This window comes from Cyclobacterium sp. 1_MG-2023 (assembly GCF_030546805.1).
GTDB lineage: Bacteria > Bacteroidota > Bacteroidia > Cytophagales > Cyclobacteriaceae > Cyclobacterium.
In genome coordinates, this window is sequence record NZ_JAUOPC010000009.1 from 67,446 (window position 1) to 84,597 (window position 17,152).

General features: G+C 39.4%; 15 protein-coding genes. 3 read left to right on the plus strand and 12 right to left on the minus strand.

The annotated features are described in order from the left end of the window. Positions 1-19: 19 nt before the first annotated feature. A complete protein-coding gene (gene aroC / locus Q4534_RS15100; protein ID WP_303613982.1) occupies positions 20-1,096 on the minus strand; it encodes a chorismate synthase in 1,077 nt (358 codons plus the stop codon). 3 nt (positions 1,097-1,099) lie between these two features. Then, positions 1,100-2,545, minus strand: coding sequence for a BatD family protein (locus Q4534_RS15105; RefSeq protein WP_303613983.1), 1,446 nt, complete (start codon positions 2,543-2,545; stop codon positions 1,100-1,102). A 138-nt stretch (positions 2,546-2,683) separates the two neighbouring features. On the opposite strand from Q4534_RS15105, the gene Q4534_RS15110 reads away from it, so the two are divergent. Beyond that, positions 2,684-2,875: a hypothetical protein gene (locus Q4534_RS15110; protein ID WP_303613984.1), complete on the plus strand. Its 192-nt coding sequence runs from the start codon at positions 2,684-2,686 to the stop codon at positions 2,873-2,875. 135 nt (positions 2,876-3,010) lie between these two features. After that, positions 3,011-3,322, plus strand: a complete 312-nt coding sequence (locus tag Q4534_RS15115) for a hypothetical protein (protein WP_303613985.1) — start codon at positions 3,011-3,013, stop codon at positions 3,320-3,322. Positions 3,323-3,545: 223 nt separating this feature from the next. On the opposite strand, the gene Q4534_RS15120 is transcribed toward Q4534_RS15115, so the two are convergent. Further along, entirely contained in the window at positions 3,546-4,724 is a 1,179-nt protein-coding gene (locus Q4534_RS15120) for a 6-bladed beta-propeller (protein WP_303613986.1), read from the minus strand. Between the two features lie 503 nt (positions 4,725-5,227). Between Q4534_RS15120 and Q4534_RS15125 the strand changes: the two genes are divergently transcribed. Continuing rightward, entirely contained in the window at positions 5,228-7,114 is a 1,887-nt protein-coding gene (locus Q4534_RS15125) for an ABC-F family ATP-binding cassette domain-containing protein (protein WP_303613987.1), read from the plus strand. 41 nt (positions 7,115-7,155) lie between these two features. On the opposite strand, the gene Q4534_RS15130 is transcribed toward Q4534_RS15125, so the two are convergent. The 9 genes from Q4534_RS15130 to Q4534_RS15170 all read right to left on the minus strand — a co-directional run bounded on the left by Q4534_RS15130 (position 7,156) and on the right by Q4534_RS15170 (position 17,116). Then, a complete protein-coding gene (locus Q4534_RS15130; protein WP_303613988.1) occupies positions 7,156-8,016 on the minus strand; it encodes a nucleoside phosphorylase in 861 nt (286 codons plus the stop codon). Continuing rightward, the gene (locus Q4534_RS15135) at positions 7,997-8,983 is read right to left on the minus strand and encodes a rhodanese-related sulfurtransferase (RefSeq protein ID WP_303613989.1); all 987 of its coding nucleotides are present in this window, start codon (positions 8,981-8,983) and stop codon (positions 7,997-7,999) included. Before Q4534_RS15135 ends, Q4534_RS15130 begins: the two co-directional genes overlap by 20 nt. A gap of 51 nt (positions 8,984-9,034) precedes the next feature. Continuing rightward, entirely contained in the window at positions 9,035-9,673 is a 639-nt protein-coding gene (locus Q4534_RS15140; protein WP_303613990.1) for an acetyltransferase, read from the minus strand. Between the two features lie 53 nt (positions 9,674-9,726). Continuing rightward, the gene (locus Q4534_RS15145) at positions 9,727-11,031 is read right to left on the minus strand and encodes a DUF2851 family protein (protein WP_303613991.1); all 1,305 of its coding nucleotides are present in this window, start codon (positions 11,029-11,031) and stop codon (positions 9,727-9,729) included. 72 nt (positions 11,032-11,103) lie between these two features. After that, positions 11,104-11,922 carry an orotidine-5'-phosphate decarboxylase gene (pyrF, locus tag Q4534_RS15150; RefSeq protein ID WP_303613992.1) on the minus strand — a complete coding sequence of 273 codons (819 nt, stop codon included), beginning with the start codon at positions 11,920-11,922 and terminating at the stop codon, positions 11,104-11,106. Positions 11,923-11,968: 46 nt separating this feature from the next. Then, positions 11,969-12,625 (minus strand): outer membrane lipoprotein carrier protein LolA, encoded by a 657-nt coding sequence (locus Q4534_RS15155; protein ID WP_303613993.1) that lies wholly within the window; start codon positions 12,623-12,625, stop codon positions 11,969-11,971. 18 nt (positions 12,626-12,643) lie between these two features. Continuing rightward, positions 12,644-15,136 carry a DNA translocase FtsK gene (locus tag Q4534_RS15160; RefSeq protein WP_303613994.1) on the minus strand — a complete coding sequence of 831 codons (2,493 nt, stop codon included), beginning with the start codon at positions 15,134-15,136 and terminating at the stop codon, positions 12,644-12,646. Positions 15,137-15,200: 64 nt separating this feature from the next. Further along, the gene (locus Q4534_RS15165) at positions 15,201-16,241 is read right to left on the minus strand and encodes a quinone-dependent dihydroorotate dehydrogenase (protein WP_303613995.1); all 1,041 of its coding nucleotides are present in this window, start codon (positions 16,239-16,241) and stop codon (positions 15,201-15,203) included. A gap of 242 nt (positions 16,242-16,483) precedes the next feature. Continuing rightward, complete coding sequence (locus tag Q4534_RS15170) at positions 16,484-17,116, minus strand: low molecular weight phosphatase family protein (protein ID WP_303613996.1); 633 nt, start codon at positions 17,114-17,116, stop codon at positions 16,484-16,486. Positions 17,117-17,152 lie beyond the last annotated feature (36 nt).

A 17,152-nucleotide genomic window follows, 5' to 3' on the forward strand; every position in this document is an offset into this window, starting at 1 on the left:
ACGCATTGATTTGTACAAATTAAATTTTGCTTGACCTATTCAATAAAAGATAGTCTGCCAAAACCAAGGCACACATGGCTTCTACTATAGGAACGGCGCGCGGTACCACACAGGGGTCATGACGCCCTTTGCCTGAGACGGTGGTGGTTTCACCCTGCGCATTGACGCTCTCCTGGTCCTGCATGATGGTAGCCACCGGTTTGAAAGCTACTTTAAAATAAATATCTTCTCCATTGGAGATTCCTCCTTGAATGCCTCCTGAGTGGTTGGTCCTTGTTCTTACTTTATCTCCTTCAGTATAAAAGGCATCATTGTGTTGGGAGCCTTTCATGGTAACTCCTTCAAAACCGCTTCCAAACTCAAAACCTTTCACCGCATTGATGCTTAGCATGGCATGGCCTAAAACGGCATGTAACCTATCAAAAACAGGTTCTCCCAAGCCAACAGGGACGCCTTTTGCCACACAGCTTACAACTCCTCCTATGGTGTCTCTTTCTTTTCTGACCTGATCGATCAGTTCAATCATTTTATCAGCAGTGTCTGTATCAGGACACCTTACTATATTTGACTCAGTTTGACTAAAGTCTAATTCTTGGTAGGGTTTTTCTAATTTAACGTCTCCGGCCTGGCTTACATAAGCATTGATTGCCACACCATAGCTAGCCAGCAAAAGTTTGGCAACAGCTCCTGCAGCCACCCGAGCAGCAGTTTCTCTGGCGCTACTTCTTCCTCCTCCTCTATAATCCCTTACTCCGAATTTCTCGTGATAAGTATAATCAGCATGGGAAGGCCTGAATTTATCGGCAATATGTGAATAATCCTTACTTTTCTGGTCGGTATTGTAGATGACCATGGCAATGGGAGTGCCTGTACTCTGTCCCTCAAATACTCCGGAAAGGATCTCAAAATTGTCCTCTTCTTTCCTTTGGGTAGTTATTTTAGATTGACCGGGTTTCCTTCGCTGCAATTCCGTCCTGATAAAATCCTCGTCTATCTTAACGCCTGCCGGACAGCCATCTATAATCACTCCGAGTCCTCTGCCATGAGATTCTCCGAAGGTGGTAATTGTGAATATGTTTCCAAATGTATTACGCATGAATTACTTTTTCTTTACAATCAAATAGGCCAATAATCCCAAGGCCAGCAATAGCAAAATATTAATTAGGCTGGAAAAATAAGACTTATATCCTTGGTTTAAAAGCTTATTGTCTTCTACTTCTATTAGGTCATATAATCCTCCCAGCCTGGAAGAAGAAATGGCCTGGTTGATTCGGCTCTCTCCGGTCACCCGTACTACAGCTTGAGGAACAAGCGTATCATATTTGGCCAATTCCGGGTTAAAATAGATCCATTCAAAATGATCTTTCAAAGGTACTACCTCTGCTTCATTTAATGTCATGAAATAGCTAAATTCCTTCATACCGGTCACTTTTCCTCTACCTCTGTTGATTTGCACCTGCTCATTAGGGTCAAAAGTGTTCAATTTTTGACCTTTTTTAACTTTTGGTGGGCGAATGGAGCTTATATTGCCTTCCCCTGTGATGATAAAATCATAAGTAAAGCCTTCCCCGGTTTGAACTTCTAAATCGCTGACGTTTTCTCTGAGTCTGTAGTTCCCGACGCTGACTTCATTTTTAAGTGGGTGAGGGGGAAGTTCTTTTACTTTTATGCTCTTGGGTTGGGAATAAAAGGTTTTAAAATCCTGGAGCCTGTTGCTACCAAAAAAACTAGGGTTCTTGGCGACTTTGTATTTAATCATTTCCCAGCCTACAGAAGGGAAATCTACTGTTCCGGAATTGAATGGGTAAAAGTTGGCTTCATAAACCTTGTATTTGGTCCACTTCTTGCCCCCAAATTCCACACGTTCCGGCTGAATGCTGGTAATGTTGAAGTTTTCTTCCCAAGCGTTTCCGGGCTTAATTTCATTAATAATCCGTTCAAGTTGCTTGCCGGGTTCATGAAAGTTAAAAGGTGCCTGATTGCTCTCAGACATATAAAATGCGAAACTGACACTGAATCCTTCCCCTACATACACCTCATCCTTACTGACAGAAAGTGAGAAAAAAGCATCGTCCTCTACTTCCACATATTCTGGTTGTTCTGTGTTGTTTCTCCCAAAAAGATCATCAAAAGGATCCAATGCACGATTACTTTGGGCATTAGAGCGGGCATCTACTACCGTAATGGTGGTGCCTGAGGAGGAAGCCGAGATTCCATTTACATCTATTTCAAAGGCAGGAAGTGTAAACTGCCCTTTTCTTAGGGGCTTGTAATACTGTATGACACTGTTGGTACTACTCATTTGTCCATTGATGATATTCATCGATGAGCTTTGGGAAATACCTTGCTTTTGGAAGCCTTGAATATCAGGTAATTGGTCATAGGACCTTATTTTGTCTCCTGACACAATTACTTTTATTGTGAAGGTTTCGTTGAGAGCAACTTCATTTTGGCCCAATTCGATTTTGACATCCTGTGCATGAGCAGTTAATGAAAAAAGACCCAGCAGGCATACAAAAAGAAAATGGTTTTTCGTTGAATACATATAATACGATTGTGTTTTCGTAATTTAATAACTGCAAATTAACAAGTATATTTTATACGTAACAAATCTAGACGAAAACCGTTAATAGTATTTAAATCAATCTTTTTAATTAAACCTAAAATTAAAATATCGTGAACCATGATGGAATATGTTAAGACTATTTTATTAAAAGTAAGTTTTGACGGCAAGCTCTTCGAGAAAGAGTTGAGAAAGGGTCTGAATATGCTGGTTCCTGGAGAACTGGAAGAATTCAGAAAGTGGTGTTACGGCACTTTTTCAAAAGCATACGAGCCAATATTAAATAAATATTTTATCTTATTGGCCGGTTAAACCAACAGCATATTAGCCCCAAGATTATGGGGCTTTTTTTATGGGATAATAGGTAATCATAAAATGGAGAGCGTTTTTTTGGGTGTTTTATACATTTTTTTACTTACTTTTAAAAAAGTTAAACTTTGTTAAGCGATGGAAAAAAAGAACACCGGATTTGATGATATTGAAAAAATGCTTCAGGAAGTTGGAAGCAAAATTGAGACCTTGATCGAAAAAGGAACCAAGGCTACAGGGGAGGCTAGTGAGGAAATTGAGAAAAAAATCAAAGACCTGCACAAAAACAAAGAAAAACTAGAGAAGGAATTTCAGGAAAAGAAGGCCAAGTTTGAGGAAAAGTACCAGAGCAAATCAAGTACGGCCAAACCATTTTTGGAAGATTCTATGGCTCATTTTAAGCAAGGAGTTAAGTCATTGGTACATGCCATCAATGAAATGCTGAAATAGAACCAAATATTATTCCTTTATACAAATAACCTTTTGTTTGGTCATCCCTGAAAATTTGCCATCATTTGGTGAATTTTGGCCTGTATTTTCTTTGGAAGTTTTTTGGTAATTAATTATTTCCAATTTGGCTGAGGGGAAATTTATAAAATGGCCTAAAAATAGTGGGATGTTAAAATCAAACAATAATCGGTGGCTGATCTATATGCTTTCGCCTAATTTTATCTCATTTTAGCTGATAAAAAGTCAAGATAATAGAATTATCATAGTTCATTTTTTCCAATGCACTGTATAAGTCTAGATTAAATTTTTTTAAACCCTTCATAAACTCGGAAGAATCAGTCCTCTTAAAAGATAAAAACGTTTCAAACTCAATAGAATTTATGAATCTATTATTGCTATCCACACCGACGGGAACGGGTAGTAAAAAACGAATTAAACGTTGAGATTTTTTGATGGTATTTGAAGTATAAACCTGTTGGTTATTTATGTTATAGTAACCGTATAAAATCCTGTTTTTATCTGTATAACTAAATATAAACCAGTCTGATGTAATCTTATAACTATGATTTAGATAGGATACATTGAGATCCATTATTTCTTTATCAAACTCCTGGTGATTATATTTTTTATTCTCAGGCCAAGTATTTGCTCCAAAATTTAATTGGTAAAGTGGTGAAAGATCTGCAGGGGGAATTATTTTATAAACTAAAGACGAGGTAGGCGCATTATAATAGGTGTCTAATCCGTCTCCATTCATCCCCCCAGTGAATTCGAAATTCAAATATTTCCCCGCCTCAGGAAATTTTGCTGCTTTTCCTTTGACATTTCCATGTATGTCAGTTATCAATAACTTATAATTTTCATTCCCATTTACGCTTACATTAAATGCGATATGATTATCGTCTAATATTGATAATGAGTTAGGGTATAGGTTACTCCCTAAATAAACTTTGTTTTTGAAATTCCCATTTAAATCATAGAAAAGCATGCTTTCATAGTCGAGGATAATGATTTCATTTCTATTTTTATGTACAGAAAAATCATTAATTGACTTATATTCTCCTGGTCCATTTCCTTTTACACCAATTATTTTTATAAAATCACCATTTAAGGTAAATTCAAGCAAATTTGAGCTCTTTTTATCAAGCAGTAGGAGCTTTTCATCGTATTCTATAACCTTATTTACTTTAAGAATTGATTTATCAGCAGGGATGCCTTTTAAAGGCAAAAATTCAAAGCCCCTTACTTGATCAAGAATATTTCTATTAATGGCATTTTGATTAGTAACATTAACACCAATAGGGGCTTTTATGATTTTTTCCTTTTTATATTGAGATTCGTTTTTCTCCTTACAGGAAAAAGTCAGCAAACTAAATATTAAAAATACATGGATGATTTTCATCAATAGGCTCATTTTATAGCTGTTCTAGGTTTATTTGATATAGTAATTTTAATTTTTGCACCAAACCTGTACCGAGCTTTACAGTAAAATTGGTTATGTATCCGACTATGTAATAAGATTTATCAGAATAAAAACCTTCGGAAATATACTGACAATCAGTTAATATCACTATTAATATTTACTTTTTAGTTGATTCTAAGATTTGGGAATTAGCTTATAAATTCAGCTTTAAATCTTTTTGGTAGAGATAGTATTGACCTTCGCAAAGATCTAGTTATTGTTCACAACTGCTGTACAAGATTTTTTAGCGTATTTGTTTTTTTATAAGCAACCCTTTTTTCCGAATGTCTGATGTCAATTTTGGTCATCAGAATAATTTCTATGTCATCTCCATTAAAAAAATTATAAGTTAGCGTGGAGCTATTTATTTTTAAATTTAAAATGGATGACGAAACCCAGTCAATAATTCGGGAATATCCGAAATACCGTTGTAATTTTGTGGCATGAATTACCTTTCAGTTGATACACTTAGCAAGTCCTTTGGAGAAAGAGTCTTGTTCTCAGAAATTTCCTTCGGAATAGCCCAAGGACAAAAAACCGCTCTTGTTGGAATAAATGGGGCAGGGAAGTCCACCTTAATGAAAATCATTATGGGGGAAGAAATTGCTGATGCAGGACAAGTGGTCATCAATCAGGAAATTAAAATGGCCTATGTGCATCAAAATCCGGTTTTTGCCGGAGAGAAGAGCATCTACCAAACCATATTTGATGATCCCGACAATGAGATCATTCAAGTAATTCATGAATACCAAGCCCTAATGATCAAAGCAGAAGGTGGAGAAGACAATAGTGAAGCATTACAACCTGTTTTTGAAAAAATGGATCGGCTGCAAGCCTGGGATTTTGAGTACCAGATCAATGAAGTCTTGGGAAAGCTTGGGCTTCATGATACCGGGCTTCAAGTGTCTGCTCTCAGTGGAGGGCAGCGAAAAAGGGTTGCCATTGCCAGAGCCATTCTTCACTTCCCCGATCTATTGCTACTCGATGAACCAACCAACCACCTGGATCTGGAAACCATCGAATGGCTGGAAGAATACCTTTCGAAGTCCAATCTCTCACTTTTAATGGTGACACACGATAGGTATTTCTTGGACAAGGTTACCAACAATATCCTAGAACTTGAAAATGGTGAATTGTATCGGTATGCAGGCAATTACAGTTATTTTCTAGAAAAGAAGGCAGAAAGAAAAGCCAATCAGGCCACAGAACAGGAAAAAGCCAAAAGTCTTTATAAAAAGGAACTGGATTGGATAAGAAGGCAACCTAAAGCAAGAGGGACCAAAGCCAAATACAGGGTGGAGGCCTTCAATGATACCAAAGAGAAAGCCTTCAAAAAACAAGAGGAAAGAGACATTAGCCTAGAGGTGACTGCTCAAAGGCTGGGGAAGAAAATTGTAGAGATAGAGAAAATCTACAAATCATATGGTGACCTTAAACTGATTGAGGATTTTAGTTATACTTTCAAAAAAGGAGACAAAGTAGGCATAGTCGGACCGAATGGAGCAGGGAAAACCACCTTTTTGAATATGCTTATTGGTAAAAATGATCCTGACAAGGGTTCGGTTACTATTGGGCAAACCACTGCTTTTGGTTATTATAAACAAGAGGAGGATAGCTTTGATGAAACCTTGAGATTGATAGATATTGTAAAAGAAGTTGCAGAAGTGGTTACGGTGGCCGGAGGGGCTACCATTACCGTCAGCCAATTCCTGACCCAATTTGGTTTTCCACCCAAGCAGCAACATACACACATTGCCAAGCTGAGCGGAGGAGAGAGAAGAAGGCTTCAGTTGCTACTAATTCTAGTAAAGAGCCCCAACTTCCTCATTCTGGATGAACCTACAAATGATTTGGATATCGTAACCCTCAATACACTTGAGGAATTTTTGGATGTATTTCCCGGATGTTTGGTGATTGTTTCCCACGATAGGTATTTTATGGATAGGCTGGTAGACCACCTATTTGTTTTTGAAGGAGATGGGCAGATCAGCGATTTCCCCGGGAATTACACAGACTTAAGAGAAAAAAAAAAAACGGCTAAAAATGTGGCGCCCAAACAGGTGGCAGAAAAAAAACCTGAGGCAACGAAAACTGCCGAAAAGGAAAGTACCAAGGCTTCCTTTAAGGACAAGAAAGAATTTGAAGAGATTTCAGCATCGCTTGAGCAATTGACCGCCAAAAAAGATACCTATATCCAAAAGATTAACCAAGGCACGGAAGATCATGAAGAACTAATGAAGTGGTCACTGGAAATTGAAGAATTGGACAAAAAAATAGAAACCTTGGAAATGAGATGGCTGGAATTAAGCGAGCTTGATGGGATTTCCTAATTAATTGGCTAAGCTTAAGCAGACTGAGGCAAGCGGAGAAGTTAGATTTTTTCCAAAACAGAAACAATCAACTTGTCAACGACTCCGCTCGGGTCTGCGGAGAATTTTCCAGAGATACGATTGGCAACAATGGCATTCATGCTAAGGACCTCATGCCCCAACATTTTTCCCATGGCATAATAACCTGCGGTTTCCATTTCAAAATTGGTAAAAGGTTCATTTTGAAAAGGTTGGGTGCCTAATAAATCGAAGATATCAGGAATTCGAGGCTTTAATCTTACTTCTCTGCCCTGTGGGCCAAAGAATCCGGGACAGGTTACTGTAATTCCAGAAGGCAGGCCTTCTCCAATTTTTTTTAATAGGTTTTCTGAACCGCTGACACAATAAGGTATAAAGGGAAGGGATAGGCATTTTTGCACGTGCTCGGCTATTTTGCTTTCCAATGCCGTTTGTGGGATGGTATAAAAAGCCATTAAGGTATCCAAGCCCACGGCCTTTGAACTGGCTAGAATACTGCCTTCGGGTAGTGTGCTTTGCATGCTTCCGGATGTGCCAATTCTGACGATATTGAGCCTTTTGTGCTTGGAATTAGGTAATCGGGATTTAAAATCCACGTTAAACAAAGCATCCAACTCCGTCATAAAAATTTCTACATTATCCGTACCCATTCCGGTACTGATTACGCTGATTCTTTTGCCTTTGTACCAGCCGGTGTGGGTAACAAATTCTCTGTGAGCTACCTGAAGTTCTATTTTTTCAAAATGGGAAGATATTCTCTCTACGCGGTTAGGATCTCCTACAGTAATGATAGTATCTGCCACCAGCCCCGGTTTGAGGCGAAGGTGGTAAATACTCCCATCAGGATTGATGATAAGTTCCGATTCAGGTATCGGGTTGTGCATGTAGGCTTGCTTTTATTTTGTCAGCATTGGGTTTTTGATACAAGCCTTTATAGGGATTGTAACCATTGGTGTTTTTCTGGTAATAGCCTGTGCCATTATATGGCCTCTTTTGAGGAGCTGTTTTGCAACTTTCAGAGCATGCTCCTTCCATTTCCCATCCACAGGATTCACAAATGGGAACATGAACATTGCACTCTGGGTTTGCACAGTTGACCATCCGGTCAGACAGGCTGTTGCAAACATAACACTTGGAAACTGTTTTAGGGTTTACCTTATTTACATCCACGGCCAGCCTGTTGTCAAACACATAGCATTTACCTTCAAAGTCTTCTCCGCCGGCTTCCATTCCATATTTAATGATTCCTCCATGGAGCTGGTAGACATCTTCAAAGCCTTGCTCCAGCAAGAAAGCAGAAGCTTTTTCGCATTTTATTCCACCGGTACAATAGGTAAGTACCTTTTTGTTTTTCAGGTGTTCAAGCTCCTTTACTTTTTCCGGAAAATCCCGAAAATTGTCAATGTCAAGGCGTACGGCATTCTTAAAATGCCCCAATTCGTGTTCGTAATTTGAGCGAACATCTAAAATCACCACATCTTCCTCATCTTTCATGGCCTTGAAGGCCTCAGGCTCTAGGTGCTTGCCTGTTTTTTCTCTGGGATTGAGGTGTCGTAATCCTGAGTGGACAATTTCTTCTTTGGCTCGAACATTGATTTTCGCAAAGGCATGTTCCTGATGCTCATCAATTTTGAATTCTGTGTCGGCAAATCTGGTGTCGCCTTTTACATAGGCCATGTACTTTTCACAGTCTTCTTTCAATCCAGAAACAGTTCCATTCAGACCTTCTGATGAGATGATAATTCTTCCTCTTATATTGTTTTCAACACAAAATAAGTGGTGTTCTTCGCGATATGCTTCCAGATCATCTATCTGGGCATAGCAGTAATAAAGTAAGATGTTGTAATCCATAACTTAAGCCCTGTTTCCGGCAGGGTGTTATTTGTTTAATAAACGATAAAACTATTTTTCTATAACCTGAGCAGGGTTGCCAAATACTGTTTGGTTATCCTCAATATCCGCTATGACTACGGATCCTGCACCTACTCTGGCATTCTTTCCTATTTTAACTCCTGAAACGATGGTCACACCTGAGCCTATAAAAACGCCTTTTCCGACGGTAACACCGGAATTAATGACAGCACCTGCGCCCACTTGAACAAAATCTCCAAGCTTAGCCTGATGTTCTATTGTGGCATTGGTGTGTAAAATGCAATGGTTCCCAATTTCAGCTCCAGCTCCTATGGTAACTTTGGCATTGATAAAATTTCCATGACCAATGCCTGCATCTGTAGAGATATATGCCAACCTATGCAAAGCATTTACCGGTTGTGTTTTTCTCCTTTCATTCAGCAATTTTACTATGGTCTCTCTGTACTTTGGGTCATCTACTGCAACAAATGCTTCACATTTTTTCCCGATAAGCTTAAGAAAACCGTCGTCTTCAAGCTTCCCGAGGATGGCAACATTGTTAATTTCTTTTTGGTGGAGAGTGGCATCATCATCCAAAAATCCATAGACCACAGCATCATGACTATTGAATATTTCTAATGCAGGATGTGCAATTCCTTTGGCGCCGAAGATAATGATTGGTTTTTCCATAATTTTGTTTTAGAAATACAAAATTAATGGAAATTACCAACCTATGCAAAAGATCATTTTAAATTAGGTCTGAGCAAGTTTTGACCGATTTTACAATGCAAACACATGCGTTTGGAACAGTATTGATGGTACAACCCAAGCATGCCCTGGCTGTCGTAGGCATTGAGGGCCGGCCAGTCCACAGCCTGATAAATATCGATTAGGCTATTTTTTTCTGCAGGGATTTCCTGTAGAAGGTTGAAGCATTTCTCCTGCCAAACGGAAAGGTCTGCATATCTTCCGTAGGCATACCAAAGAGGCACCACATAATTGATTATTAAAAGTCCCAGAATGTTTTGGGTTAATTTTCCTTGCGTAGCATGGGGCTTTGGCTTACCAAAGTGATAATGCTTTTTCCAGTATTCACTCACAGACAAATCAAAGGTTCTTTCAATGGATTGACTGCTGTCTAATTCATGAAGTACCAAGTCAAATAGATGGGGGCTTCGGCTGAGCAAGGCTGCAAGCTGAGCCAATCTAACAGTTGGGAAATTACTTGGCCTCACCTTCATAAATTTCCATTCTGAGGGAAAAAGGTTTCTCTTAAGAGAGTATTTGTTAAGCAAATAGTCATACTCCGCCTGCAACCCTTTTTCATAGCTTTGGCTTAAATCCAATGAAGGCGTAAACAAACCGGCCTGCCCGAAGATTAGGGCTTCAATTTGCTCAATATTCCCTGCATTTTTCTTAATTAACTTGTAAGGTAGGCTTTGCGCCAATTTTAACATGGGGATACTGTTGGTTTTAAAACCAAATGAAAAAAACAGCCATTGATAAGCTGTTTCTTCCCAATCATTCCCATTCTCTTTTAGCAGATCCAAAACCTGGTCACTTTTGCCTTGAAGGCGTTCGACGAGCGCTTTTTCCAACATGGAAAATTTCAAAATTGAAGAGAGATCAGGGAGGCTGTCCGTGCAAAGAAGCTTTTTAGTAGAACTTTGTAGTCTTTGGTAATTCCGAATTACATCCAACAATACCTTTCCTTCAAGAGCCAATGTGGGTATTAGGGTCCCATCCTTTCTTTTTACTTCTTCATCATGTTGCCAAACCACATGAAGAATTACTGCATTGTAGGCACTATCTGAGTGATGTTTATGGTTTTTCCAATCGGAAGTGCGAAGGTGAATTTCTATGTGACCATAATGACGGATTCCTCCGAGTGAAATTTCTGCTTCTTTAAAATCAGGACCTTCGTGCTGATTATGAAAACCTATTTTATGAATGATTATGGAGCTACCTCCTTCAGTTTCCAAGGTATTTTTATCAAAATACTGGTATTTCCAAATTAGCTGAAGAAAATCCTCTTGAAAACGAAACATAGGTTTATTTCATAATTGCCTTATGAAATTACCTAAAAATATAAAGAAAACGAAATAATTGGATTGGATATTTTATTTACAGTAAATATCCAGTTGCTTTGCCATTGACTCCTGAAGAAGGATGGCTTCTTTTTTGGCGGCTTCACCAAAATCTTCTCCGGAGGAGGCATAAATGATTCCTCTGGATGAATTTACCAAAAGCCCACATTGACTGTTCATTCCAAATTTGGCCACTTCTTCCAGGCTTCCTCCTTGGGCACCAACGCCGGGAACCAGTAGAAAATGATCAGGTACCAGCTTTCTTACTTCGGCAATTGACTCTCCTCGTGTCGCCCCAACCACGTACATCATGTTTCCGGTATTTCCCCAGGCTTTGCTTTTTTCCAACACAGTTTCATAAAGTGGTTGGTTGGATTGATTTTCTATGAATTGAAAGTCTTTACTCCCTTGATTGGAGGTGAGGGCCAATAGAATCACCCACTTCCCTTCAAATTCTAAAAATGGTCCCACACTGTCTTCTCCCATATACGGGGCCACTGTGATGGCATCAAAATTCATCTGCTCAAAAAATGCCTTGGCATACAGTCGAGAGGTGTTTCCAATATCACCTCTTTTGGCGTCGGCTATGGTAAATATGTCTTCTGGGATATAGTCAAGTGTTTTTGCCAATGTCTCTAAACCCGCGGGTCCCATGGCCTCATAAAAGGCAAGGTTTGGTTTATAAGCCACCGCTTGGTCTTTAGTGTTGTCAATGATTGCTTTATTGAAAGCAAAAATAGGGTCCTCTTCCTTAAGCAAATGTTTAGGGATTCGCTGTAGGTCGGGATCCAAGCCGACACATAGAAAGGAGGATTTTTTCTGTATTTGGGCAAATATTTCTTGAGAAGTCATGGGGCAAATTTATAAAAAAGGGAATGGAAATATTAAATCTGAGGGATTACCTCAAATCAATTACCTCTACATCTTGATTTTCACCTACTTTAAATACAAAGTAATCATCCACAATCTTCACATTGGGATTCAACTCTTTAAAAGTATATTTAAATGTTCCCCCAACATCATCTTTGATCTCCCAAGCCAATATTTCATTTTTTGCTTTATCAATGTAAAGCTTGATTCTTTTAAACCTAGCGTTGGGTTTATCTGAAGTCAGTAAAATTTCATGGGCCGGAATGCCATTTATATCACTGCTACCAATCAATTGAGAGGTGTAACCTTTTTTATAGATGTTGTAAACATTAGAAGGGGTAAGTTCATCTGCATCATCTTCCACATTGTTTATGGTGACCTCTTTGTATTTGGAGGATTTTATTAGTGTCCAAACCGTTTTTCCATCATTAAATATTTCTTGGTCATCAAGCGTAAGCCTGTATTTATCGCCTTTTACGGTCACATTTCCTGTATTGGTTTGGATAAGTCCTTCATCTTCTGTGGAATAACTGTATTCAAAAAGCCCTGTGAAACCGTTAAGGTTTTTATAATTTTCGCTGACCTTAGAAAGGATTTCTATTGCTTTGGCATTGCTTTGCGCAAATAAAGCAGTGGAAAAGCAACTAAAAATGAGTACTATGGTGATTATTTTTTTACTTAACATGTTACAAATCAATATATTTTATAGGTTATTCAATAACTGTTCCAAAGTGTTTTCATCTTGGACCAATACTTCCCTAGCCTTACTGCCTTCAAAAGCGCCAACAATTCCGGCAGCTTCCAGTTGATCAATTATTCTTCCTGCACGATTATAACCAAGCTTCAGTTTTCTTTGGATCAGGGAAGTACTGCCTTGCTGATGCATTACAATAAGTCTGGCGGCGTCATCAAATAAGGCGTCTCGTTCCGACAAGTCAACTTCTCCAATGCCGCTGTCGCCTTCTTCTCCAACAAATTCAGGCAGCAGGTAGGCGTCAGAATAGCCTCTTTGGTCGCCTATCCAATCACATACCGCGTCTACTTCAGGGGTGTCTAAGAAAGCGCACTGTAAGCGAATGACATCAGAACCCATAGATAATAACATGTCGCCCATACCAATCAATTGTTCAGCCCCTCCTGCATCCAGAATGGTACGGCTATCAATTTTACTGGTTACCCTGAAGGACAGCCTGGCAGGGAAGTTGGCTTTGATTATACCTGTAATCACATTAACCGATGGTCTTTGGGTGGCTAGGACCAGATGTATTCCAATGGCTCTGGCCAATTGCGCTAGTCTGGCAATGGGCCCCTCAATTTCCTTGCCTGCAGTCATCATCAAATCGGCAAGTTCATCAATCACCAGAACAATATAGGGCATAAATTTATGGCCTTTGTCAGGGTTTAGCTTTCGAGCGACAAATTTGGCATTGTATTCCTTCAGGTTCCTACATCCTGCATCTTTTAATAAATCGTATCTGTTGTCCATTTCTATACACAGGGAATTCAATGTATAGATCACTTTTTTTGTATCGGTGATTATGGCTTCCTCAGCATTTGGAAGTTTGGCAAGAAAATGCCTTTCAATTTTATTAAATAGCGTTAACTCTACCTTCTTAGGATCCACCAGAATAAGCTTAAGCTGGGATGGATGCTTTTTATAAATTAGGGAAGCTAGAATCATATTCAAGCCTACTGACTTACCCTGCCCGGTTGCTCCGGCCATTAATAAGTGGGGCATTTTGGCCAAATCAACAACAAATACCTCATTGGATATGGTTTTTCCCAATGCTACTGGAAGCTCCTTGTCGCTCTTCATGAATTTCTCGGTGCCCAATACGGAGCGGGCAGCCACCAATTCTCTATTCTTGTTCGGAACCTCTATGCCTATCGTTCCTTTTCCTGGAATTGGAGCAATAATACGAATCCCCAATGCAGCCAAGCTAAGCGCGATATCATCTTCCAGGTTTTTAATTTTGCTTATTTTTACCCCCGGTTCGGGAATAATTTCATATAGGGTTACCGTAGGGCCTATGGTGGCTTTAATTTCCTGTATGCCTATTTTAAAGTTAATAAGCGTTTCAACAATCTTATTTTTATTCTCCTCTAATTCCTGCCTTGTCACAGTGACCTTTTGCTGGTCATATTCGTTGAGCAAAGTCAAGGTAGGGAACTGATAGCTCGGAAGGTCAAGGGTAGGGTCGTATGGATCCAAGTTTTCAACCATCTCGGCAGTCTTTTCTTCATTTCCCTTGTTCTTTACAACGAAGTTATTGCCTGCCAATGGATCTTCAGTTTCCACCGGGCCATCTTTTGTCGTGTCTTCTACCTTAAATGCAGGGGAAGAGATTTTGTCTTTTTTGGAAACCTGTGCTGACTTATCTGCATCAGAAACCTTCCAGCTGTTGGCATCAGATTTTTCTTCCTCCTCTTCCGGTTCATCTTCCTCCGCCTCAGTTTCCTCTATGGGTTCATCAATAAAATCGTCTTCATCTTTGCCCTCGGGGACATAATTGTTCTGCCTGTCTTCAGTATCTGTGGCTTGTGATGTTTCTTTTTCAGAGCCATTGAACCAAGTAATTTGATCCACATTGAAAAATACGATAACAAAAATCAACAAGGACCCAAAGATTAGGATAAAGGTGCCCCAGCCAAGAAAGGCATCCGAAAGCATGGCAAGTTCATAACCAAAACCCCCACTAAGAAATGCCAGGTAATTATAGCCATCAATCAGATGAACCAGATAGCCCATCAGTAGTCCCAACCATACCAAAAAGAACAATGAAAATCCCGCATAGCGGGTAAGGGATACCAGAGAGTTTTTGAAAGATAACCTGTAGCCCAAAAAGAACAAGAATGGAGGAAAGAACAAGGCAGCGATTCCAAACCAGCGGTAAATCATGAAATAACTCATAACAGCCCCCGTATAGCCCAATAGATTTTGGGTTTCACCTGCCTTGGTACGAATTGGCATTCCTGATGCGTTAACGAGGCTTTGGTCTGCCTGTCCTACAAACAGGTAACTCAAAAAAGCCAAAAACATAAAAACAGAAAACATCAAAAAGAGGATTCCAAAAGATAAACTCCAGCGTTTATCATTGAAAAAAGCCCAATTGAATTTTCTTTTACTTTTGGGGGCTGGTTTCCCAGGGGTCTCCTTCTTTTTAAAAGTGTTTTTTTTGTACGTATTTGCAGCCATGGTGCTTCCTTTCTCCGCTGTAGGGATGTAATTTAATGCTTGCTTTGGTAATATAAAAGTTCTCTTATCGTACTGAATTATTTACCAGGCCTTTTTTCAATCTTTTTATTAGGCTGGGCCCCTCATAAATCATACCAGTATATACCTGTATCAGACTAGCCCCGGCCGCTAATTTTGCCTTGGCATCTTCCACAGAAAAAATTCCACCGACGCCAATTACCGGAAATGCATTTCCTGATTTTTGAGTCAGGTACCTTATGACTTCAGTACTCCTCTCGTTCAATACTTTTCCGCTTATGCCTCCTGCTCCAATGGCTTTGACCTGTGCAGCATCTGTCTTCAATACCTCCCTGTCTATGGTGGTATTGGTAGCAATCACTCCTGCAATCTTTGTTTCCTGCACTATTGAGATGATATCATCAAGTTGTCCATCCGTTAAATCCGGTGCGATTTTTAGCAAAATAGGCTTGGGTTTGTCGTAAGTAAAATTGGCTTCATTCACTACGGCCAAGAGTTTCTTTAAAGGCTCCTTCTCCTGTAATTCCCGCAAATTCGGCGTATTGGGAGAGCTTACATTTACCACAAAATAATCTACATGTGCATGCAAGGCATGTAGGCAAAAAAGGTAATCCAAAATGGCATCCTCATTTGGGGTAACTTTGTTTTTACCGATATTTCCTCCCACCAAAACATCAGATTTTCTATTTTTCAACCTTTCCACAGCTGCTGCCACTCCACCATTGTTGAAGCCCATCCTGTTGATCAGTGCTTGGTCTTCCGGAAGGCGAAACATTCTTGGCTGTGGATTTCCATCCTGAGGTTTTGGGGTTAAGGTGCCAATTTCAATAAAGCCAAATCCTAAAAGAGACATTTCATCAATAAGCTTGGCGTCCTTGTCAAAACCGGCGGCCAATCCTATGGGATTTTTAAACTTTAAACCAAACACTTCTCTTTCCAGCTCCTTGTGTTCAAATGCAAAATTCCCCTTTATTGCTTGTTTAAGCAGGGGTAAATTAAACAATATTTTGATCCAGGAAAATGTGAAATGATGTGCAGATTCCGGATTTTTTAGAAAAAGAAGGGGCTTTATGATCTGTTTGTACACGACGTTGAATTTTTCTCAGGCACAAAAATAACGCAATTCTTTGACAATCGACCGGAATTGCTCCAGCAATATGGAAGATATTAAAAATGGCGAGAGGAAATAAAAGTTGGAAAATCTAGTAGAGATATAGCACTGCATTAAAAACAGTTTTCTCTCCTATACCCGGAATTGGCAACAAGTGTAAGCATTGTCTTACCAATCATCCATTAAAATCATTGAGCAGTGGTATTTTAACCTTCACCTTAGGGTTTGATTTTGGAAAAAACATAGCCCAACTCAGTAGCAATCTGCAAACTTCTTTCCTCGTATTTTTCTGCTTGTACAGGGCTATTGTCAAAGGCTTTGGGATCCTCAAAGGTTATTGGGATACGTTTCTCTGCTCCCGGAATAAATGGGCAGCCTTCATCAGCCTGAGAGCAAGTCATAATTGCCGCAAAATTTGATTTGGGATTAAAAGCATCGTCAAACCTTTTAGAAAAGCCTACAATAGGATGTTGGTTTTCTGCATATTTAATTGCGTAGACAGGATTTTCTCCTTTCGATAGGCTTTGAATATGAAATCCTGAATTTTCAAGGGTTTCTGCAACCATAGGGAAAAGGGCTGTGGCTTCAGTTCCTCCGGAATAACAAACCACATTACTTATTCCAAAATTATGGGCCATCAACTGGGCCCAAACCTGTGATAAATGACTCCTTCTGGAATTATGGGTGCAGATAAAATTAAGTCGAATTTCTTGTTGTGTATCTGCTTTAGCTTGAATAAAATCAATCAAAGGCTGTAACGCCTTTTTGCGTGTCTCCGGTATATCTACCAGGTTTAAGGTGCTAATGGTGTTGGTTAATGGTTGAAGAATTTTTGACTGAGTCGTTTCCATGAGTGATGGATTTTATTACTGAGTATGGAATAGGAT